Annotated in this window: 16 protein-coding genes, 1 tRNA gene and 2 pseudogenes; 9 read left to right on the forward strand and 10 right to left on the reverse strand. The window is 68.6% G+C overall.

Translation table 11 applies throughout. The annotated features are described in order from the left end of the window. Nucleotides 1–53: 53 nt before the first annotated feature. The gene (locus ACIRQP_RS02690; RefSeq protein ID WP_403882314.1) at nucleotides 54–902 is read right to left on the reverse strand and encodes a LysR family transcriptional regulator; all 849 of its coding nucleotides are present in this window, start codon (nucleotides 900–902) and stop codon (nucleotides 54–56) included. A 70-nt stretch (nucleotides 903–972) separates the two neighbouring features. On the opposite strand from ACIRQP_RS02690, the gene ACIRQP_RS02695 reads away from it, so the two are divergent. Then, nucleotides 973–1290 (forward strand): hypothetical protein, encoded by a 318-nt coding sequence (locus ACIRQP_RS02695; RefSeq protein ID WP_403883265.1) that lies wholly within the window; start codon nucleotides 973–975, stop codon nucleotides 1288–1290. A 264-nt stretch (nucleotides 1291–1554) separates the two neighbouring features. Here ACIRQP_RS02695 and ACIRQP_RS02700 read toward each other — a convergent pair whose 3' ends face one another. Next, nucleotides 1555–1986: a hypothetical protein gene (locus ACIRQP_RS02700; protein ID WP_403882317.1), complete on the reverse strand. Its 432-nt coding sequence runs from the start codon at nucleotides 1984–1986 to the stop codon at nucleotides 1555–1557. 1334 nt (nucleotides 1987–3320) lie between these two features. Here ACIRQP_RS02700 and ACIRQP_RS02705 point away from each other — a divergent pair. Further along, nucleotides 3321–4238 (forward strand): endo-beta-N-acetylglucosaminidase H, encoded by a 918-nt coding sequence (locus ACIRQP_RS02705; protein WP_403882320.1) that lies wholly within the window; start codon nucleotides 3321–3323, stop codon nucleotides 4236–4238. 247 nt (nucleotides 4239–4485) lie between these two features. On the opposite strand, the gene ACIRQP_RS02710 is transcribed toward ACIRQP_RS02705, so the two are convergent. Further along, nucleotides 4486–4647 (reverse strand): hypothetical protein, encoded by a 162-nt coding sequence (locus ACIRQP_RS02710; protein ID WP_403882322.1) that lies wholly within the window; start codon nucleotides 4645–4647, stop codon nucleotides 4486–4488. Between the two features lie 557 nt (nucleotides 4648–5204). Between ACIRQP_RS02710 and ACIRQP_RS02715 the strand changes: the two are divergent. From ACIRQP_RS02715 to ACIRQP_RS02725, 3 genes and pseudogenes are all read left to right on the forward strand, one after another. Further along, nucleotides 5205–6539 (forward strand): annotated as a pseudogene (locus tag ACIRQP_RS02715) (hypothetical protein); the annotation flags it as partial. Nucleotides 6540–6664: 125 nt separating this feature from the next. Then, nucleotides 6665–7001, forward strand: a pseudogene (locus ACIRQP_RS02720) (AAA family ATPase); the annotation flags it as partial. Nucleotides 7002–7187: 186 nt separating this feature from the next. Further along, a complete protein-coding gene (locus ACIRQP_RS02725) occupies nucleotides 7188–7490 on the forward strand; it encodes a DUF6420 family protein (RefSeq protein WP_403882324.1) in 303 nt (100 codons plus the stop codon). 15 nt (nucleotides 7491–7505) lie between these two features. Here ACIRQP_RS02725 and ACIRQP_RS02730 read toward each other — a convergent pair whose 3' ends face one another. Beyond that, nucleotides 7506–10763: an AfsR/SARP family transcriptional regulator gene (locus ACIRQP_RS02730; RefSeq protein WP_403882327.1), complete on the reverse strand. Its 3258-nt coding sequence runs from the start codon at nucleotides 10761–10763 to the stop codon at nucleotides 7506–7508. Between the two features lie 180 nt (nucleotides 10764–10943). On the opposite strand from ACIRQP_RS02730, the gene ACIRQP_RS02735 reads away from it, so the two are divergent. After that, entirely contained in the window at nucleotides 10944–13076 is a 2133-nt protein-coding gene (locus ACIRQP_RS02735) for a tetratricopeptide repeat protein (protein ID WP_403882330.1), read from the forward strand. 66 nt (nucleotides 13077–13142) lie between these two features. On the opposite strand, the gene ACIRQP_RS02740 is transcribed toward ACIRQP_RS02735, so the two are convergent. From ACIRQP_RS02740 to ACIRQP_RS02755, 4 genes are all read right to left on the reverse strand, one after another. After that, on the reverse strand, nucleotides 13143–13628 hold the full coding sequence (locus ACIRQP_RS02740) for a hypothetical protein (protein ID WP_403882333.1): 486 nt from the start codon (nucleotides 13626–13628) through the stop codon (nucleotides 13143–13145). Further along, nucleotides 13625–14794, reverse strand: a complete 1170-nt coding sequence (locus ACIRQP_RS02745; protein WP_403883268.1) for a hypothetical protein — start codon at nucleotides 14792–14794, stop codon at nucleotides 13625–13627. The genes ACIRQP_RS02740 and ACIRQP_RS02745 overlap by 4 nt, the downstream gene beginning before the upstream one ends. A gap of 230 nt (nucleotides 14795–15024) precedes the next feature. Next, nucleotides 15025–15615 carry a hypothetical protein gene (locus tag ACIRQP_RS02750; RefSeq protein WP_403882336.1) on the reverse strand — a complete coding sequence of 197 codons (591 nt, stop codon included), beginning with the start codon at nucleotides 15613–15615 and terminating at the stop codon, nucleotides 15025–15027. Nucleotides 15616–15767: 152 nt separating this feature from the next. Further along, nucleotides 15768–15841: transfer RNA gene (locus tag ACIRQP_RS02755), tRNA-Gly, on the reverse strand. A 240-nt stretch (nucleotides 15842–16081) separates the two neighbouring features. Here ACIRQP_RS02755 and ACIRQP_RS02760 point away from each other — a divergent pair. From ACIRQP_RS02760 to ACIRQP_RS02770, 3 genes are all read left to right on the forward strand, one after another. After that, nucleotides 16082–16315 carry a hypothetical protein gene (locus tag ACIRQP_RS02760; RefSeq protein ID WP_403883319.1) on the forward strand — a complete coding sequence of 78 codons (234 nt, stop codon included), beginning with the start codon at nucleotides 16082–16084 and terminating at the stop codon, nucleotides 16313–16315. Nucleotides 16316–16384: 69 nt separating this feature from the next. Then, nucleotides 16385–16960, forward strand: a complete 576-nt coding sequence (gene dcd / locus ACIRQP_RS02765) for a dCTP deaminase (protein WP_030353166.1) — start codon at nucleotides 16385–16387, stop codon at nucleotides 16958–16960. Nucleotides 16961–16967: 7 nt separating this feature from the next. Then, complete coding sequence (locus tag ACIRQP_RS02770; RefSeq protein ID WP_403882339.1) at nucleotides 16968–17465, forward strand: phosphoribosyltransferase; 498 nt, start codon at nucleotides 16968–16970, stop codon at nucleotides 17463–17465. 89 nt (nucleotides 17466–17554) lie between these two features. On the opposite strand, the gene ACIRQP_RS02775 is transcribed toward ACIRQP_RS02770, so the two are convergent. Both ACIRQP_RS02775 and ACIRQP_RS02780 read right to left on the reverse strand, forming a co-directional pair. Beyond that, nucleotides 17555–18541, reverse strand: coding sequence for a Yip1 family protein (locus ACIRQP_RS02775; RefSeq protein ID WP_403882342.1), 987 nt, complete (start codon nucleotides 18539–18541; stop codon nucleotides 17555–17557). Nucleotides 18542–18703: 162 nt separating this feature from the next. Further along, nucleotides 18704–19906 (reverse strand): FG-GAP repeat domain-containing protein, encoded by a 1203-nt coding sequence (locus ACIRQP_RS02780; RefSeq protein ID WP_403882345.1) that lies wholly within the window; start codon nucleotides 19904–19906, stop codon nucleotides 18704–18706. Nucleotides 19907–20054: the final 148 nt, after the last annotated feature.

Consider the following 20054-nt stretch of genomic DNA (forward strand, 5'->3'; position numbering starts at 1 on the left):
TGAGCCGCCGCTGTCACGACCGGCCGTCGCGTCCCCGCTCCCGCCCCCTGTCGTCAGGCTTTGTCCCGGAGCGGCCTGAGTGCGGCGGCCACGAACGAGGCCACCAGCGGCCGGCGATCCTGCTCGGCCCGGGCGAGCACCAGACGGATGGGCGGCGCGTCGGCCACCGGGACGCAGACCAGGCCGGCCGGCACCGGTTCGACCAGCGAGCGCGGCAGCATCCCGATCATCCGGCCCACCGCGACCAACTGGAGCATCTGGACCACGCTGGCGATCTCCGGGTCGGTGCCGTCCTTCCCGGGTATCCCCTGCCAGCGTGGCAGTACCTCACCCTCCAGATCGGCCATGCGCACCGAAGTGCGCCCGGCCAGCCGGTGTCCGGCCGGGACGACAGCCACGCGGTCCTCGGTGTGCAGCGTCTCGTGGGCCAGGCCGTCGAGGTCGTCGAACGGCGCGTAGAGCAGGCCGACGTCGGCCCGGCCGTCAAGCAGGAAGTCGGCCCGGTCGGCCGGGCCGCTGAACAGGATGTCCACCTGGCGGGCGTCGGACTGGTTCGCGTATTCGGCCAGGAGCCCGGAGAGCAGGCCGGCGTCGCCGCCGCTTTTGAGTACGAGCCGCAAGGGGGCCTGGGTATCGCCGGCATGCTGGGCGTGCCGGACGGCGGCGCTCACCGCGTTGAGCGCGTGCCGGCCATGTTCCTGCAACGCCTTCCCGGCCGGGGTCAGCTCGACGTGCCGGCTGGAGCGGATGAAGAGCGGGACCCCGAGCCGGGTCTCGACCCGTCGGATGGCCTTCGACAGCGCCGGCTGGGCGATCGAGAGACGGACGGCGGCCCGCCCGAAGTGCAGCTCCTCGGCGAGGGCGATGAAGTACTCAAGCTCGCGGGTCTCCAGTTCGACCATGCCTCCAGGTTATCGCCGCATGGCAAACCGGTCTTGGACGCCGGCGTTGTACGGAGCCAACATTGACCGCATAATCAACCACACGATGATCGTCTCCTTCGATCAACCGCTGCCTGACGCCGAGCTCGACCAGTACCTCGCGGATATCGAACAGGTCATGCTCGACTCCGGACTCGTGCAGTCGGTCGTCACCCGGCGCCACATCCCCGTCCCCGGCGAGGAGGCCATTCCGGCCCTGATCGCGACCGCGATCGTGCGGGTGACCGTCGCCGACACCGACACGCTCGCGAAGGCGTTCACCGCGCCGGGCCTGCACGAGGTCATCGGCCGCTGGCAGTCCCGGCACCCGTACAAGGTCGCCTGGGCGAACCACACGGCGCTGGCATGAGCGAACGCCCTGTTCCGCCTGACATCCCCGGAGACCGTGGAGCCCACGACGTAAGAAGGGAACCGCAGTCCGGGCCGCGAGCGGGGGATCAAGTTCCCGGCAGGGGATGACGGGTTGCTCGGCCACGTACGGGTGCCGGTGCCGGTGCGGCCCCGCCGTTTCACAGGCGACGGGGTCCGGCTGCCTCGGCCAGAGGCCTACGGTGTCGGCGAGGCTGGCCGGATCGTGCGGTGCCTCCACCGTCTGGTCGCCGGGAACGGCAGCTCAAAGCGCGTTCGCCGGTACATCGCCACGCTGGATGACGCGCCATGACTGCCATCCGCGGCAGGCGATGTAGGCGAAGATCGTGAGCGCCGCGACGGTGGTGTCGGTGATCGAGGACTGCATGCCCTCGGTGGTGTCCAGGATGGTGAAGGCGAGCACCGTTGCCGCGACCTTGTGGAAGATGACCATTTCCCAGATCGCCGGAACGTGCCGGGGCCGGTAGGCGAGCATCGCCCACATCGCGCTGAACACGAGGTATCCGAAGGTTCGCCAGCCCTCCACCATCATGCGGTCGTCGCTCGCTTCCGCCATCAGGAAGAAGCCGTTGATGAACACCGCGAACGTCACTGCGGAGTTGAGGCCCATCAGACTGCGCCCGATGAGATCCCAACGCGTGGTGGTCGCTTTGGCCGCTGTGGTCGCTGCGCTCATGACGAGAGTCCTTTGGCGAGGGGAGATCCGGGAATCGAGAACACTGTTCTCTGTTGAGGAAGGCCATGCCTCACCCCCGGGGCGAAGTCAAGAACAGTGTTCTCGTTCGGTCGAGGCTGCGGGTGTGGGCGCGTGGGTGGAGCGGGTCGGCAGTCGGACGTTGGGGTTGCCGGACGGCTTCCGCTTCTACGATTTCCGCCACACCAGGTGCACCCTGTCGCCGCGGTCCGGCGCGACGCTCAAGGATGCGATGGTGTGCGCAGGGGCGGACCTAGGAGAAGGGCTGAGGCCGGCCCGGACGATCGGGCATCGGGCACGGAACGGGCACATGACGCCTAGGCGGGTCTAGACAGCAAACAAGGCCCAAGTCGCTGACTTGGGCCTTCGTCGTGGAGCGGGTGACGAGAATCGAACTCGCGCTCTGAGCTTGGGAATCAACGGCGCTCCGGAGTGCCGCAGTGCTCCCACCAGGGGTTGCTTGGGTCTGCGAACTATGTGGGAGCCCGCTGGATTGACCGCTTCTGACCATGGTGTACCGCCCTGAAGGGCTGGGGCGGGGCTGGCCCGGCGGCTGAGCGTCTACCAAGACGGCTTCAGTAGCCCTGGGGCGTACGGCAAGAGACTGCGGACCCATGGCCGCAGGGGCGCGTCCGCACGCGAAGGACTCGGAGTCTCGTCCGCTCGCGCGAACGGCTCGAACATCTCCGCCCCATCAAGAAGACACGCCATCGCAGACCGCACATGACCAACTCCTACTCGGGCTCGTCGTTGTCGGCCAAGTCGTCGATCAACCGGACGAGGAGAGGGGGAACCTTGAATCCGGAAGCTCGGCCGGGGCCGTTGTCGTACTCGGCGGTGAGGACCGGCACCGCCGAGTCCGGGACGACCTATTTCTCCATCAGATTCCGGCTGATTCGTGTGATGGGTTTGGTCAGGCCTCTCAGGCTGCGCTCGTCGTCGCGTCGTGCGGCGGCGCGCCACTCACGGTGATCCGTCAGTACATCGAGCAGCGAAAACGTCCGCTGTGACCTGCGGGTCAGAGCAGTCCTGAGATGCGTTTCCCGCCCCGGCTGAAGCCGGGGACACTCACGCGAGATCAGGGATGGGGACGTTGGGCACTATCAGCCGTCCACGAATGGTTGGGGTGCACAGCAGCGGCCGGCGAGCGCACACTCCTGCCCAGGGACCGTCTTACGGCGGGCCGTTTGTGGGTGTCGTGAAGAGTTCGCGCACGGTTCTCGGGATTCGGTCACGGGAGCGGAAAACTCGGAGGGCTCACTCGGTGCTTTCGAAACAGTCGGGCGCCGCCCCATGCGATAGGAGACCGATCACTGATGTTCACTCTGGTACGGAGCAGAGTGCGGACAGCCGCGCTCGCGCTCTCGGCCGTCGCGGCCCTCGCTTCAGGCACGATCGCGACGACCGGCGCGGCAGCAGCACCCGCTCCTGCGAAACAGGGGCCGACCTCGGTGGCGTACGTCGAGGTGAACAACAACAGCATGCGGAACGTCGGCAAGTACACCCTCGCCAACGGCAGCGGCAACGTTTTCGACGTCGCGGTGATCTTCGCGGCGAACATCAACTACGATACGGGTACGAAAGCGGCGTATCTGTACTTCAACGCGAACGTGCAGCGCGTCCTCGACAACGCCGCCACAGAGATACGACCGTTGCAGCAGAAGGGCATCAAGGTCGTCCTCTCTGTGCTCGGCAACCATCAGGGCGCAGGCTTCGCCAACTTCCCCTCCCAGCAGGCGGCTTCGGCGTTCGCGAAACAGCTGTCGGACACCGTGACCAAGTACGGCCTCGACGGTGTCGACTTCGACGACGAGTACGCCGAATACGGCAACAATGGCACCGGCCAGCCCAACGGCAGCTCGTTCGTGCAGCTGGTGACGGCGCTACGCGCGAACATGCCGGGCAAGATCATCAGCCTGTACAACATCGGCCCGGCCGCGTCGCGCCTCTCCTTCGGCGGCGTCGACGTGTCGTCCAAGTTCGACTACGCCTGGAACCCGTACTACGGCACCTGGCAGGTCCCCGGCATCGCACTGCCCAAGTCGAAGCTGTCGCCGGCGGCCGTCGAGATCGGCAGGACCTCGCAGAGCACGTCCGCCGCCCTCGCCCGCCGCACCGTCAGCGAGGGATACGGCGTCTACCTGACGTACAACCTCGACGGCGCCGATCGCAGCTCCGATGTCTCCGCGTTCACCCGGGAGTTGTACGGCAGTGACGCCGTCTACACGCCGTAAGGCGACCGCACGCCCCGGCACGCGCTGTTCCCCCGGGCCGAGCCGCATCCCGTAGGGCCGCGCCCCGTACAGGCCGCGCCTTCGATAACGATGTCGAGGGCGCGGTCGTACGTCATGGCCACGCCGACGCTGCCCGCTCCCTCCGGACCACGCAGGTCTCTGGCGGGCTGCAGCCGAACGTCCCGCGAGCGTGTCTGGTCCTGCCCGAGGGCGGGGCAGAGCCTTGAACTGACCGTCGGTTGCCTGCTCAATAGTGACCAACGACGACCCTGCTGGCGCCCGTTGCGGCGCACACCTCGTCGGTGGGCTCCAGTGGCACGGCTCCGCTCGCGGCGATCCTGCTGGCGACGGCGATGCGCCGGTAGCGGTGCGCGAGTTCCTTGACGGCGTGGGTGTGTACTCGGCGCATGCGCCGAGTCGAGCGGGTCGCCCAAACGAGGGGTGCGTGACGCGAGTCACATGAAATCGACCATTTGAGGGACGCTCGCCGAACATACGGGCGAATGGCCCGGGGCTCACCGCCTGAGTGGACGTTTCCGCCTCTCAAGTGGTGCGCAAGTGGTGCGAGAGGCCATGAAAGGTCTAGACAACAACGAAGCCCCGGGCCGATGACCTGGGGCTTTTGTGTGGAGCGGGTGACGAGAATCGAACTCGCGCTCTGAGCTTGGGAATCCATTGGCTCCGGGGCGCCGCATGGCCTCTGAACTGCCTAAATAATCGATCCAGAGCAGCTTAGGGTTCCCTTGTGGATGCTGCTGGTTACCGCTCTTTACCGCTCCAACTGGCACGTTATGGCACGGTCGGGTTGTTTGCTGCGGACGAAGAATGGCCCTCGCCATGTGACCGTAATCGGGCACATGGTCGCTCTGGCCTACTGGCCGCCACCGCGGGGTGCTCGGGCTCGGCCGCTGGACTTTCCCTCCGTGTCCACACGGTCCGTAACGGGCGGCGAGGCCGGTAGTCGCCGCGCGACTACGTCGGCTGGCTCCGGATCTGCTCCGCTGGCACATGCCTCGGATCGCTCCCGACGGGCGGCTCGGTCCCGGCCTGACCATCTCCCTGGCCCGTTACGGGAGTTCCGGCGCCACGCCGCTGCAGTTGGTGGTGCGGACACCGCCGGCCTGGGCGGACGCCGGACAGCGGATATCCCTGGGCCTGTGAGAGGAGTCCGGGGACGGCGCCTCCGGGCACCCGCTGCATCCGCACCCGCACCCGCATCCCGACCGGCGTTTCCGGCTCGACCTGCACCGGTATCTCTGGGATTCCGAGCGGAGCGGCGAACTGGCGCGGCGGTGCGGTGCGGGCGTGGCGCTGTCCATGGTGCCGTCCGACCAGCCCTACGTATTCGCCCGGCCCCTCTCATCCGATCGGCCGGACGTGCCTGACCGGCCAGATCGGTCCGCCGTCCACGATGACTCGTGGGCGTTGGCACGGTGGGCCGTCGAGGCGGAGTTGCTGTTGGGGGCCGAGGGCCACCTTCGCGGGGCCTTCACCGTGCGGCTCGGTGCGCGGAGCCGCGCCGTGCTCGAACTCGTCGCCCCCGACGACAGCCATGCCCCGACGTTCCGGCCGCTGCGGGAGACGCTGCCGCCGCAGGAGGTCGCGGTGCCTCCGGTGCTGCCGGAGGCGGCGGCCCGGGTCCTTCCGGATCTGGAGCTGCTGCGGGCCGGGCTGGTCGCGACCGATCGCCCGCATCCGCTCGTCGCCTCAGCATTGGCGGCGTTCGGCTCAGCGGTTTCGTCCGGCTCGGGTCCGGCGACCGGCCCTGCCCTCCAGCCAGGTGATCCGCACCGGGTGGAGTGCCGGGGTGAGGTCCACTGGATAGCGCTGCGGGACGGGACACTCACGGCGATCGATCACGACCCGGCACAACTGCGGCGGGAAGAGCTGTTGGTGGCGCTCGGCGGTCCTGCGCTGCCCTGCCTGCGGGCGATCGACGAGGTGCACCGTGACCCGGAGGCACTGCCTGCGGTGCGGGAGCGACTGGGCCACGGTGACGTCGCTGGGGCCCTGGCCGTGGTCGAGCGGCTGCTCGGTCCCGGCGCGGTCCTGCGCGAGGGACCGCTGCGGAAGGAACCGGAGTCGGCTGCGGCCCGCCGCATGGACCACGGGCTCTTCTGTTTGGGGTTGGCCGCTGTGCGTCCCGGTACCGGTTCGGCGGCGGGCGGAATGGCCTCGGACCCGAGGCACGCGGAGGTGGGCCACCGCCCCCGACTGGACCGCCGTACGCCTCCGGCGATGCGCCTCAAGCGGAGCAGCCGGGCCCGGGCCCGTACCGGCCTGTACTTGAGTAACAGCTGACCGGCTGCCCCACCTGAGTCCCGTGCGCGCGCCGCGTATTGGGCGCGGTATGCCCACGACAGCCGTACACCCATGACATCAGGGACGGGCCGTCCCGTTCCTTTATCCCACCCAAGGTGATGCCCATGACCTCCAGTACCCTCCTGCCCGCCCCGCTCCCGGCCCCCGGCGCTCCCGCACCCACCCCCGCCGACGCACCCGGAACCGGCGCCCAACTCGCCGTCGCCGACGACCTCCTGGCCCTCCTGCGCACGACCACCACCGAGCCGCGCCCCGACGAGCAACTCGAAGCCCTCACCCTGGCCGTCGCGGCCGACCTGCCCGTGCCGCTATGGGGCGAGCCGGGCATCGGCAAGACCGCGGCTCTGACGCAGCTCGCCGCTTCCCTCAACCTGCCGTTGACGACCGTTGATCGCCAGCGTCCACGAGCCGACCGATTTCTCCGGGCTGCCCATCGTCGGGGGCTTCGCTTACGACCGGGCCGAAGCGGAGACCCTGTTGGCGATGGCTGCCGCGCTGCTGCGGAACGTGCCTGGCACCAGCGCGTGATGTGGCACCAAGACGACGAGGACCAGGAGCCCGCCAGCGGCCACGGCGCGGCGAAACGAGAAACCGCTGTATCACGGGCCCCTGCACTGAGTACGACAGATGCCCGTCTTGCATGCCACAGAGGCGGGCCTACCGCCGATCCATCCGTACGCTCCGGTGACGCCCGGCCGCTACGTCACGCCCGGAACGGGCGGGCTGCCTCATATCATGATGCAGCCATTCCCCCTGTCGGTCGCCGGGGATGCCGCTGCGACACCTGTCATCGCCCTTGTTGCCAAGACGGTCAAGCAGACGAGGGTGGTGACCGGCAAGATTTTGCGCACGTGCGAGGTTCCTTCCGCGTTGATCATGGAATCGGAAGGTTACCAAAATATCGAACACGCGACACATTTGCAGATCTGAGTTCGAGATTTTACCCTATTCGTCGTAGGCTTCGGAACGGGCATCCGATCCGTCGTCGCCTATGCGTTCGATATCATTCAGGCGGCGGCTGATTCTATGCGCATCAACATTGTCTCGGTGTCGAACCAATTCGAATGCTTGACGTAATGTCATGTGCGCTTCATCGACATCTCCCGCCGCGAGTCGCACCTCCGCCAGCAGCGTCCGCGCGGCGGTTTCCTCGTCGACGTCATGGGTGCGGGTAGCGACAGCGACCGCTGCTCGCAGCCGGGCCGTCGCGGCGTCCAAGCGGCCGTTGGCCAAGTCTGCGCGCCCGAGACAGCGCAGGGCCTGGACCTCGTGGTGGGTCGTTCCTATGTCCTGCGCGATCTTCAGTGCTTCGAGGAGATGCCGGACGGATTCCTCGACGCTCCCCAGTCGCCAGTACGCCTCGCCGATCCCGACCAGAGCCTCGGCCTGGCTTTTCCGGTCGCCGAGCGAACGGAATTCTGAAAGCGTCTCGCTGAATAGGTCAAGAGCCGCCGCGGATTCACCTGACTCCGTGAGGGATCCAGCCAGATTCCTGCGTACGGTCGCACGGTCGTATCGGCTTCCATCGGCTTCCAGGAAAGATAGGGATACCTCGAACGAACGACGGGCCGACATCAATTCACCGGCCTGCATCTGCAATTCCCCGATATTGTTGAACGTCTTGGCAGATGCGATCTCGTCACCCGCCTCCCGGAAACCTGCGAGAGCACTTCGGAAATGCACGAGCGCCCGACCACGTTCCCCGAGGAACAGCATAGTCACCGCTATATTGTTTCGGCTGCGCGCCTTGTCCCAGATATCACCCGAGAGCGACTTGATGGCGAAGGATTTCTGGAGCAGAACGAGAGCCTTGCGATTCTCGCCGAGATGCCAGTTCAGCGTACCAAGGACTCGTAGCGCCTCGGCCTCGGCAGGTCCGTCGCCCAGCGCCCGCGCGAGCTCCAGCGCCCGCTCCCCTGCCTCCGCGGCCTCCGCGTAGCCCCCGATGCTCGCGTCCGCCGCACAAATGTCGATCAGGGCACGGCAGAGCGCCAGCTCGTTGCCGCGCGTTCGGTCCCAGTGGACGACGGCATGTCGCAGGAGCTTCCTGGCGTCCTGCCAGTAGCACTCCGCCTGCAGGAACCCCGCCAGCGCGCAGGTGAGTTGGGCCGCCCGCTCGGGGGCGCCGTTGCGCCGGACGTGGTCTTCGACGGCCAGGAGGTTGCCGCGTTCCGCGGCGAGCCAGGACCGCGCGGCGGCGGAGTCCGGAAAGGGCGGCGGAGGCGCCGACGGGAGTGGCGTCGGTGCGTCCAGCCGTATGCGCCTGGGATATGCCATCTGATCCGCGAGGCCGGCTGTCGTGACGTAGAAATCCGTCAGGCGGGCGACGGCCTGCCGACGTTCCTGCTCGCTGTCCTCCGAATTGGATAGACCATGGGCATATTCACGAAGTAGATCGTGGTAGCGATAGCGGTCCGGTACGGGCTCCCTGAGCAGGTGACACGCCAGCAGACCTTCGAGTAGTCGCTCCGTCGTATCCTGCGGCAGACCCAGCAGAGCGGCTGCCGCGTCGGCGGTGAAATCGGGTCCGGGGTACAGCCCAAGACGGCGAAACGCTGTCCGTTGCTGCACGGTGAGGGTCCGATAGGAGAGAGCGAATGCACGTGTCATCTCCTGCTCCTGATCCGCGGTGCGAATTTCCGCCAGCCGCCCGGGACTTCGGGCGAGACGCTCGGCGAGGACGCTCAGCGTCCAGGACGTACGGGCCCGGAATCGATGCGCCACCAACTCGATCGCAAGGGGGAGATACCCGCACAATCTTACGATCCGGCCGGTCTCCGCGATGTCGCGGGTGCGTTTCTCTCCCGCGAAGCTGCGGAAGAGCGTGACGGCGTCCTCCTTCGACAGGACGTCGAGCGGGACCGACAACGCCTGCGGGATACCGGTCAGATGTCGACGGCTGGCGATGATCGTCAGGGACGGTGACCCACTTGGCAGCAGCGGGCCGAGTTGTTCGGGTCCGGCCGCGTCGTCCAGGATGATGACCACTCGGCGCTCCGCGAGCATGGTCCTCCACAGGGCCGTACGTCCTTCCAGCTCCGCCGGAATGGAGAAGGCCGGCGCTCCGAGCAGCCTCAGCAGAGTCGCCAGCGCCGCCCTCGCGGTGAGTGGTTCCTGGGCGGGTGAATGTCCCTGTAAATCGATATATAGCTGACCGTCTGGGTACCTCTCGGCGAGCAGATGGGCAGCGGCGACGACCAGAGCCGTCTTGCCGACACCCGCCATGCCGCTGACCGCTTCCACGGTGACGACCGATCCGCCGTGCGCGCTCTTGTCGGCGATTATCGAGCTCAGGGCCTGTAACTCCGACCGGCGCCCCACGAGCGACGGTTGCTGGGGCAGATTCCGGGGCGGCGGTACATCGGGCGGGAGCCCGGCAGGCACGGGCACCTCAGGCGCACCGGCAACAGCCGCGAGTGGACTGGCCGTTCGATCCGTACCGCCCCCCTGTGCCAATACACGTGCCGGTACGCGCGCCAGCACACCCTGGTGGATCATGTTCAACTCGACCCCGGGGAGCGCCCCGTACTCAGCCATCAGCGACTGCCTGGCCCGCTGATGAACCCTGAGCGCGTCCGCGTACCTTCCGCTGCCGTAGTAGGCGAGCATCAACTGCCCGAGCAGGGTCTCGTCCTCGGGATACCGCTCAACCAACGCGGACAGCTCGCCGACCTGTTCAGCGAAGCGCCCCAGCCGCAGTCCGGCTGCGATGCGTGACGCGCTGGCGCTCAGTCGCTTCTCCGCGAGCGTCCGCCGTACGGTCGCCGCCCAGAATCCGGGCAGCCCCGCCAGTGCCTCCCCCTGCCACAACTCCTCCGCACGGGAGAGCAGTTCCACCGCCCGCGCGTCACCGTCACTGGTGAACGCCGTGTCGACGAAATGTTGGAAACGTTGCCGGTCCACGGAGTCACGCGGGGTCTGCAGGGTGTAGGTGTGCGCCCCAGCGACGATGGTGGGCGCGCCCGGCCCCGTTCCGGCCGCCCGCAGCCGTCGGCGAATACGGGAGACATAGGTGTGCGCGTTTTCGCGAGCGCGTGCGGGAGGGTCGCCGTCCCAGAGTCGTTCCATCAGCTCGCTGATCGCGACAGGACGGCCCACATCAAGAGCGAGCGCGGCCAGTAACACCCGTTCTTTGTCCGATCCGAGCTTCAGCCAGTTCCCGTTCAGCCGAAGCCCCACCGGTCCGAGAATCTGGAATTCCACCAGCGCCCCCGCTGGTCCGTCGGATGTCTCACGAGCATGACATCAGGTGGCGCACCCCGCCATAGACCGTTGCCATACTTGGCGCGATCCGTTCTTATTCCTGATGGTCATTCCAAGCCGCGCCGGGGTAGGACCCGAAAGCGTCCGTGTAATTGGCAATCGATCTGCGGGGGCGGATGGATGAGCGACTCGAGTACGGCCTCGCAAGGCCCTCACGGGAATGAGATCAGTGGCGAGGCGAGACTGTACGGTCCCACCGTCCAGGCCCGTGAGGTGCACGGCGGCATTCATCTCCACCCCGCGCGGCCCGCGCCCGCGCGGCCCGCGCCCGCGCGGCCCGCGCCACCTCGCCAACTGCTGCCCGTCCCCGTTCACTTCACCAACCGGGAAGGGGATCTCGCGTCGCTGAACGGTCTTCGCGACATGGGACTGCCTCTGATCGTCGTCAGCGGTCCGGCCGGAATCGGCAAGACGACCCTGGTGTCCAAATGGCTGCGTTCGCTGAGCACCGAATTCCCCGACGGGCAGCTGTACGCAGACCTACGTGGGCACTCGGCAGGTGGGCCGGTGGGGCCTGCGGAGATCCTTGGCCAGTTCCTCCGGGCGCTGGGCGCCGGACCACCGTCCACGGACGTGGTCGAACTGGCGTCCCTCTGGCGGTCCTTCACCGCCGACCGGCGGATCGCGGTCATGCTGGACAATTCGTTTACGGCTGCCCAGATTCGGCCGTTACTGCTCGGCGGGCCGGACGGCCTCGTGGTGGTCACCAGCCGCCGCAGGCTGACCGGCCTGCGTATGGACGGAGCGGGCTTTCATCAGCTCGACGCGCTCGATCCGGCCGCCGGTGTCGAACTGCTCACTCGTGGGATCGGCGCGGACCGCGTCGTGGGCGAACTCCCTGCGGTCCGCCGTCTGGTGGCTCTCTGCGCGGGCCTTCCGCTCGCGGTCTGCCTGGCGTCTGCTCGGCTCGCGACACGGCCGAGGCAGTCGGTGGGGGCGCTTGCCGACGCCCTCGCCCGGAACGCGGGCGGTGGCCGGCTGGCCGCGCTGGAAGTGGAAGGGGAGACCTCGGTGCACAAGGCTCTGGACGCGTCGTACGCGGTACTGAGCGAGGAGACCGCGCGCCTGTACAGGACGCTCGGTCTGCTCCCTGTGCGTACCTTCGACGGGATGATCGCCGCGGCGTCCTGCGGTGAGTCGCCGGAGTGGGCGGAGCGCCGACTGGACGAGCTGGTCGAGGCGAACCTCGTGGAGGACGTCGGCCCGGAGAGCTGCCGCTTCCATGATCTCGTACGGACCCACGCGCATGGCCACGCCCTGGAGGACGAAACGAGCGCCGCCCGCGAGGAGGTGCTGCGGCGATTCTGCGACTGGTGCCTGCACACGGCGACGGCGGCTCAGGAGCGGTTGACGCCGGTGCAGTTCACGCTGCCCCGGACTTACGTTTACCGGCCGGATCTTCCGCTGCCGTTCGCAGATGACGTCGCTGCGCTCGGCTGGCTCGACTCCCATCGAACTCAACTGCTGGGTGCCGTAAGGCTCGCGTGGAACCGCAGTTGGTACGAAACGAGTTGGATGCTCGTGGACGCCCTATGGCCCCTTTTTTTACGTTTGCGCCATTACGCCGAGTGGATCGAGGCGCACGAGATCGGCCTGGAGGCTGCCCGACAGGCCGGGAACAGGGCGGCCGAGCGCCAGATGCTCAATTCTGGGGCCATCGGCCTGGGGGCCGCCGGCCGTACCGAGGGGGCCGCCGCCTGGTACCGGGACTCCCTCCAGGCCGCGCGAGTAGCCGGGGACGTACGGGACGAGGGCCAGGCACTGCTGGGCCTCGGTGCGTGCCATCGCGAGGCCGGGCGGCCCGCCGATGCCGTGACATACCTGAACCGGGCGATTTCCGTGTGGGAGGGCTGCGGTTACCCGCGAGGCGCGGCTCTCGCCCGCACCACTCTCGGCGAGATCGCCCTCGCGGCGGGCGACCTGGACGAGGCGGTCGACTGCTTCACCCGGGCCCATGCCGGGATGGTGGCGGTGAACGACCCGCACGACGCCGCGCGGGCCCTCGCTTTCCTGGGGCGCGCCGGTGTCCGGGCGGGCGCGTACGCGGAGGGCGTGGCGAGGATGAACGAGGCGCTGGCGGTCTTCACCGGGTCCGGAGCGGCCTTCTGGCAGGCGCGCACCCTGGAGATGCTGGGTGAGAGTGCCGCGGAGCACGGTGACGCGACGGCTGCGGAGGATTTCCTCGCGCGGGCCCTCGCCCTGTTCGCGACCACGAGCCCCGCCGACGCGCGTCGGCTCGGCGGGGGCGGGTGATCCGGCAAGGCGAGACCGGACCGTGATCGACGGCCCGGTCCCGGTGTGTGGTTGGGCATGTGCCGTTCAGCTGGATGGTGCGTCGTGGGCGTACGGCAATTCCCGCAGCGAGCGCCCCGCCACCAGCCAGGCGTGCAAGAACGACGGCAGCAACGACTGCTCTGCGGAGGCTTGATACGGCCGGTGAGGGCCGTACGGTACGAGGACCACGGACCGGTCGGAGCCGCCGGCCACGGCCCAGCCGCTCGCGCCTCCGGCACCGGCCAGGGGCACCGCGGCGATGCCGCAAGCCGGGTGGGCCGAAGCGAGTTCCGCCAATCGGCGCAGTGCGTCGACGACTGAGTACGCCCGGCTTCCCTGGAGTACATCCGCGCAGTCCAGCAGGGAGCCGTCCTGGCAGGCGTCCACGTCCACGACGAGGTGCTCGTCGATGACCGCTGCGCCGTGGTCACGGTCCGCATGGCTCAGCCGCACTTCGAACGACGCGTCGGCGCAACGCGCGTGCAGCACATCCGGAAAGGGGCTCGCCTCGACCACGACGAAGCGCTTCACGCCGACGCCTCCCCGTGTACCGGAGCCCACGCGGTCGGTGGCAACGGCGGTGGCTCCGGCAGCGGGACGGTCACCGGCTCGTGCGCGGGCTGGCCCATTCCCAGGAGCCCATACATCAGCCTGCGCATGTTCCGGTTGAACCGGCCGGGCTCCGACGTGATGCGCGACCGGATCGCGGCGTACTCTTCGGGCCGGTACTCCCTTGCCGCGTAGTCGAGTTGGTCGGCCAGCGGGTGGGTGGGGGACAATGTCGGCGCGTGGGTGGCGAGGGCAGCGGCGGGGGACGACGGATTGATCTCCTGCTCCGACGAGGTGGCCAGTAGGATCGGCGCCCCGGTGAGCGTCCCGTAGAGAGTGACTGAGCCGTGATCACCGATGATCCAGTCCGCCGCGATCAGGACACTGCGCCAGTCCGCCTCAGGTGGCACGACCCCGATTCCCAGTTGACCGCACCGTGCCAGCCACGACCTGACTTGATAAGCGCCGTGCCCGGCCCACACATTGGGGTGGACGAGCAGGGCCGTACGGTAGCGCGCCGTCGGCAGCTCGCCGATCAGCCGCGGCAGCAGCGCGTCGAACCGGCCGAAGGACGAGTGCGCTCCCCAGGTCGAGACCGCGACGACGAGTTTCTGTCCTTCGGCGAGCCCGAGCGCGCGGCGGTACGCGGCGCGCAGCGGCAGGCTGGCGGTGATCCGGTCGTGTACGGGATCGCCGGTCACGTGTGCCAGCGGGAGCGCCTCCGGGCAGTCGCGCGCGAGCTCGCGCAGCTCGGCGTGGTGCGGCACGACCACGGCGGCCGGCAGCCGCCCACCGGGCAGGAGGTCCTGCCTGCGCAGTCCTGCCACGCCCGCGTTCGCTCCCCCGGTCACCCGCTTCAGGTAGTTGGCCCCGTGCGGCAGCGTGATCAGCGGCGCGTCTATGTACTGCACGCCGCGCGGCCCGGCGGCGAGGGCGAGATCGAAGGGCATGCGGGTCGCCTGGTCCCACGGCAGCAGCACGCTTCCCAGCCTCGCGAGGAAGGCGGGCACGTCGTCGCCGAAGGCGTGCGGCGGTGCCGTGAAGACGACCTGGAGCCGGAAGTCGGCTTCCAGCAGGGAAAGAACGTCGAGCAGTCGTTTCCCGTAGGTCACGGTGTGGATCACCGCGAGTACCTTCTTGCGCCCCACCAGGGTCAGCCACTGCCGTGACTCAGCCACGTTCGTTTCGGCGGTGCCCGTTTCGAACCTGCTCGCTTCGGTCGTACTCAACGCCGACATGGCGTCCCCCTGTTGGCTTCTGTCCGAGTGCCACGAACTGCTTCTGCCGACGGGATGCCCGGCAGGCGGGACGGAAGGCTCGACGGACCCTTGCGAGAACCTTGCAGCGTTTTGCCGTGCCGCCGGCAGCGCTGTGGGCGCTACTTGGTGGAGTCGGTCCGGTGCGGCTCCTCGGCGAGGATGTCCGTGTCCTCGTCGATACGTGACATGGTGAACACGATGCCGAGACCGCCGCTCTTGGCCACCGCGTACTCGGCGGTGAACTTGCCGGTCCTGCCCGGGGCGAGCCAGCCGGTCATCGTCCGGCCTCCATTCTCGGTGGAGATCGATTCCGTCGTACGGCCGGTGGAGGCGCCTTGCGCGTCATAGCCCAATACGTGGAGGTCCACGCGCTTCTTGGACCCGTTGGCGATGTCCCAGGAGAGGCGGAGCCCGGTCTGGTCGGCCTCGGGCTTGGCGTAGTACTCACCGAAGTCGGCCGCCGTCAGCTCACCGACCTTCGTGATGGTGATCTTGACGCCGTCCTTGTAGTGGAAGCCGTCACCGACCGCGAGTTCGGTGTCCAACGTCGGCTCCTCTTCGGCGTCGGGCTCGTCGTCGGCCGGGGCGCCGTCCGCCATGTCGACGGCTTGCTCCTCGGCGGCGGCAGGTTCGGCGGGTCCATTCTCGCTGTCGCCGCATGCGGCGATGAGCGGTGCGGACGCGACTTGAGGGCTGTGAATCATCGGCATACGTCGTACTAGGACAGAGAAAGTTCTGACGTCGATCCGATGTGGGTGGATCTGACCTGCGGCCTCACGTCAACACGCATTGACAAGACCAGTACGTCAACCATGGTCTAGACAACAGTGAAGCCCCGGGCTATTGGCCTGGGGCTTTCATGTGGAGCGGGTGACGAGAATCGAACTCGCGCTCTGAGCTTGGGAAGCTCATGTTCTACCATTAAACTACACCCGCGACGCGGCGCTGATCGGCTTCGCATCGTCGGACACTCTACCCCATTCGCGGGCCCCGGGCGTATTACGCCGTGGGGCCCGTGGTGTTCCCGGGCGGCGTGGGGGCCGTCGTCGTGGGTGGATGTGGGGGGCGGTGGGCGGCAGTTGGGGCGTAGGGTCGGGGGCGGAGTGCCGTTGACGGGTGGGTTCCCTTCATCCCCTAGTGTGGGCTTTCGTCCGCGTTTGTTGGGGAAGGGACTTGATGGACTTGATGGAGCGCACCGTCGTCCGCTGTGCCGAAGGGCATGTGTTCAGTACCGCCACGTTTCCGATGCAGCAGCTCGACTCCGGGCGGATCGGCCCCGGGCGGCTCATTCGGTGTCCGCGGTGTGCGCGGTTGCGGCATGCCGTGCCCGTGGAGCGGGTGGATGTGCCGGCAGAGGCAGTGATGGTGGACGCCGTGGCGATGGAGGCCGTGGCGGTGGAGCGGCACTGACCGTAGTGGTCCAGGCGCGCGGGGCTGCCCGATTGGGGTGGGCTCGCGCGCTCTGCGTATCCTCGGGGCGTGCTTCTCTCAGACAAGGACATCCGGGCCGAGCTCGAATCCGGACGCGTACGCCTCGAACCGTATGACGCGTCGATGGTGCAGCCCTCCAGCATTGATGTGCGGCTCGACCGGTATTTTCGGGTGTTCGAGAATCACCGCTATCCGCATATCGATCCCGCCGTCGAGCAGGTCGATCTGACGCGCACCGTCGAGCCGGACGGGGACGAGCCGTTCATCCTGCACCCCGGGGAGTTCGTGCTCGCGTCGACGTACGAGGTCATCTCGCTGCCCGACGACATCGCCTCCCGGCTGGAGGGAAAGTCCAGCCTCGGGCGCCTCGGGCTGGTGACGCACTCGACCGCGGGCTTTATCGACCCCGGGTTCTCCGGGCATGTCACGCTCGAACTGTCGAATATGGCGACGCTGCCGATCAAGCTCTGGCCCGGGATGAAGATCGGGCAGCTGTGTCTGTTCCGGCTCAGCTCGCCGGCGGAGTTCCCGTACGGCTCCGAGAGGTACGGCTCGCGTTATCAGGGGCAGCGGGGGCCGACCGCGTCCCGCTCGTATCTCAATTTCCATCGGACACAGGTGTGATGCGGGCATGACCGAGACCCGAGAGAACCTCACGTACGAGAAGTTCGGCCGCGCCGTTCGTGCGCTGGCGCAGACGATCGCGGACGACGGGTACGAGCCCGATGTCGTTCTGAGTATCGCGCGCGGTGGTGTCTTCGTCGCCGGGGGCCTCGCCTATGCCCTGGACTGTAAGAACATCCATCTGGTCAACATCGAGTTCTATACCGGGGTCGGGACCACGCTCGCGATGCCCGTCATGCTCGCGCCCGTTCCCAACGTCATCGACTTCTCCAACAAGAAGGTCCTCATCGCGGACGATGTCGCCGACACCGGCAAGACGCTGAAGCTGGTCTACGACTTCTGCATAGACCACGTCGCCGAGGTGCGCAGCGCCGTCATCTATGAGAAGCCCCAGTCCCTCGTGAAGTGCGAGTACGTCTGGAAGCGCACCGACGACTGGATCAACTTCCCCTGGAGCGTCGAGCCGCCCGTCGTCCGTCGCGGCGGGCAGGTCCTCGACGCCTGACACAGCGAGTGAGCGAAGCGCGCGGAGTATGCCGAAGGGGCCCGGCGTTCCTGTCCGGGCCCCTTCCGCGTGCCGTGTGCCGGGTGCCGCTACAGCGTGCCCAGCTTCAGCAGTGACAGCAGCGCGATCAGCTGGATCGCCGACGCGCCCAGCGCCTTCGGCCAGGGCAGGTCGTGCGACTTGCTCACCATCACCGTGAACAGCGCCCCCGCCCCGATCCAGGTGATCCAACCGAGCACCTGTACCAGCGAGTTCTCCCCGCCCAGGAAGAGCGCGAAGACCAGGCGCGGGGCGTCCGTGATCGACATGATCAGCATGGACAGGCCCACGGTCGGCTGCCAGGCGCCGTCGCCGCCGAGCTGGCGGGCGAGGGTGTGGGTCACCGCGCCCAGGATCAGACCGCCGAAGACGAAGGCGATGCCGGTGGTCAGTACGTACGGAATGGCCGTGGTGAGGGTCGCGTTGATCGCGTCCTCGCGGGCCGTGTCGAAGCCGAAGATCGCCAGCAGGCCGTAGACGAACGTCACGATCAGGGCGGGGCCCCAGACCGGGTAGTCGCGCATCCGCAGGAACGTCTCGGAGGGACGCAGTACGACGCCGCTCAGCAGTTCCTTCCAGTGCAGCCGGGGGCCCGTGGGGCCCGCGGCCGCGCCGGCGCGGTAGGGGGTGCCGTCGCCGTACGGGTCCTCGTTGACGCTGAACGCCTGCGTATGACCGGGGTCATTGGCGTACGGGTCGCCCGGCTGCCCGCCATGTCCGCCGTGCGGGGGCTGCCCGTGCTGCCCGTGCTGTCCGTACGGGCCCTGCTGGCCCTGCTGGCCGTACGGGTCGCCGAAGTACTCCGGTTCGCCATGACCGCCGCCGTGTCCACCGCCGCCGTGTCCACCGCCGTATCCGTTCGGTGCGCCGCCCGTGGGAGGCCACTGCTGCTGCCCGTACGGGGGCGCGGCTCGGTGCCCGCCCCCGTAACCCGGGGGCGGCGGCGCCTGCCGTCCATACGGCTGTTGCTGCTGCCGCTGCGGTTGTTGTTGCGGGGTGCGGTTGTCCCGGCCGCGTCCGATCCTGAATCCAGCCACGCGATCGAACGTACCCGCTCGGGGCGGGCCGGGCGGGTGAGGTGGGGGAACAGGGGGCCTTTGCGGCCGAGCTGTGACATCCCCTAGGGGAACCCTATGGGGACCGCACCCGGCCCGCCCGGGGCCTCGCACCCCCTGCCCGAACTACCCGAGGTACCCGGGCTACCCGGACTGTCCGAGGAAGATCGATGTGCTGAACGTGATCACCGGCCGGTCGGCTCCCGACGCGTACAGCGCGATCAGATCCGTCCGTTCGCCCCGGTGGGTGCGGGTCACCAGATCCTGGCGCCCGTCCCCGGTGAAGTCGGCCGTGCCGAGGAGTTCCGTCAGGGCCCGGCCGGACCCCGACGGGAGTCTGGGCGCGGTCGGGAACCGTACGGCCTTGAAGCGGTACGCACCCCCCTCGCGCGTCGGACCATCCGGGCCGCCGAGCAGCAGTTCGCCCTTCGCCGCGGTGCCAAGTGTGCGGGCCCGGGTGTGGGGGACGAGGTCGTCGTAGCCGTCGCCGTTGACGTCGGCCTTGGGCGTGGGCGCTTCGAGGACCGGGCCGCCGCCCGGTATCGGCGCGGAGGCGGCGCGCGGGGCACCGGCGCGGCTGAAGGGGCCCCGGAGGTAGCTCACCTGGCCCGCGCTCGCCGTCACCGCCAGGTCCGTCTCGCCGTCGCCGTCGAAGTCGCCGCAGACGGGATGGTCGGGCCACTCGTCTCCGGCGCGGGCCTTGGCGGGGATCCGGAGGACGACCGCCCTGCCGCCGTTCCCGTCACCACCAGTGCCGCTCGCGCCGAGGCCGTCGGGACCGCCGAAGAGGATCTGGAGCGGTACGGGAGGGGCGCCGATCCCGTCGTACGGCGGGTCGGTGGCGACGATCAGATCGCCGAACCCGTCGCCGTCCAGATCGCACGCGGCCTCGGCGTCGAACGCCGCGGGCAGCGTGCCGTCGACGCGGGCGCCGTGCTTCCGCGGGCTGAGGATCTGGCGTACGGCCGGATCGAGACCGCGCGCCGTGGCGGTGCCGTACACGATCCCGATGCCCGCGTCATCGCCGTAGGTGTCGCCCGCTGCCTTGACCAGGTCGTTCAGTACGAGGTCACGGCGGCCGTCGCCGTTGAAGTCGTCGGGGAGACGGCTGCCCTTGCCGCGCGGTACGGGACGACGCGGGGCGCCGGAGCGGCCGGAGAGAGGGGCGGTGTCGCCGTTCTTGCCGGCTGTCGTGCCCTTGCCCTGGTCCCGGCCGCCGTCCGCGGCCCGGTCGGAGAAGGCGGAACAGCCCGTCAGCAGCAGCGCCGCGCAGACAGCCGCGCACGCGGCCGTACGGACCCCGCGCCTCGCCACTGACGAAGCCGTCGCTGTCACACGTATGCGCATGCCCCATCCACCCCGTCCGTCCGCCCGATCCCTCGTGCCGGCTCCAGTCGTCACATGGTGCCCCAGTCCTCGCCCGCGCAGCGGCCGAAGCCCAACCGAAGCCAAAGCCGACCGATGTCGTCACTCGTCTCGGCCCCGGTTCCGGCCC

The sequence above is a fragment of the Streptomyces sp. NPDC102274 genome, assembly GCF_044766385.1.
Classification (GTDB): Bacteria; Actinomycetota; Actinomycetes; order Streptomycetales; family Streptomycetaceae; genus Streptomyces.

Bases quoted from the DNA above. Each gene is read 5' to 3' on its own strand.
- ACIRQP_RS02690 (WP_403882314.1), bottom strand. From the start codon at position 902: ATGGTCGAACTGGAGACCCGCGAGCTTGAGTACTTCATCGCCCTCGCC.
- ACIRQP_RS02700 (WP_403882317.1), bottom strand. From the start codon at position 1,986: ATGAGCGCAGCGACCACAGCGGCCAAAGCGACCACCACGCGTTGGGAT.
- ACIRQP_RS02705 (WP_403882320.1), top strand. From the start codon at position 3,321: ATGTTCACTCTGGTACGGAGCAGAGTGCGGACAGCCGCGCTCGCGCTC.
- ACIRQP_RS02710 (WP_403882322.1), bottom strand. From the start codon at position 4,647: ATGCGCCGAGTACACACCCACGCCGTCAAGGAACTCGCGCACCGCTAC.
- ACIRQP_RS02725 (WP_403882324.1), top strand. From the start codon at position 7,188: ATGCCCGTCTTGCATGCCACAGAGGCGGGCCTACCGCCGATCCATCCG.
- ACIRQP_RS02735 (WP_403882330.1), top strand. From the start codon at position 10,944: ATGAGCGACTCGAGTACGGCCTCGCAAGGCCCTCACGGGAATGAGATC.
- ACIRQP_RS02750 (WP_403882336.1), bottom strand. From the start codon at position 15,615: ATGCCGATGATTCACAGCCCTCAAGTCGCGTCCGCACCGCTCATCGCC.
- ACIRQP_RS02760 (WP_403883319.1), top strand. From the start codon at position 16,082: ATGGACTTGATGGAGCGCACCGTCGTCCGCTGTGCCGAAGGGCATGTG.
- ACIRQP_RS02770 (WP_403882339.1), top strand. From the start codon at position 16,968: ATGACCGAGACCCGAGAGAACCTCACGTACGAGAAGTTCGGCCGCGCC.
- ACIRQP_RS02780 (WP_403882345.1), bottom strand. From the start codon at position 19,906: ATGCGCATACGTGTGACAGCGACGGCTTCGTCAGTGGCGAGGCGCGGG.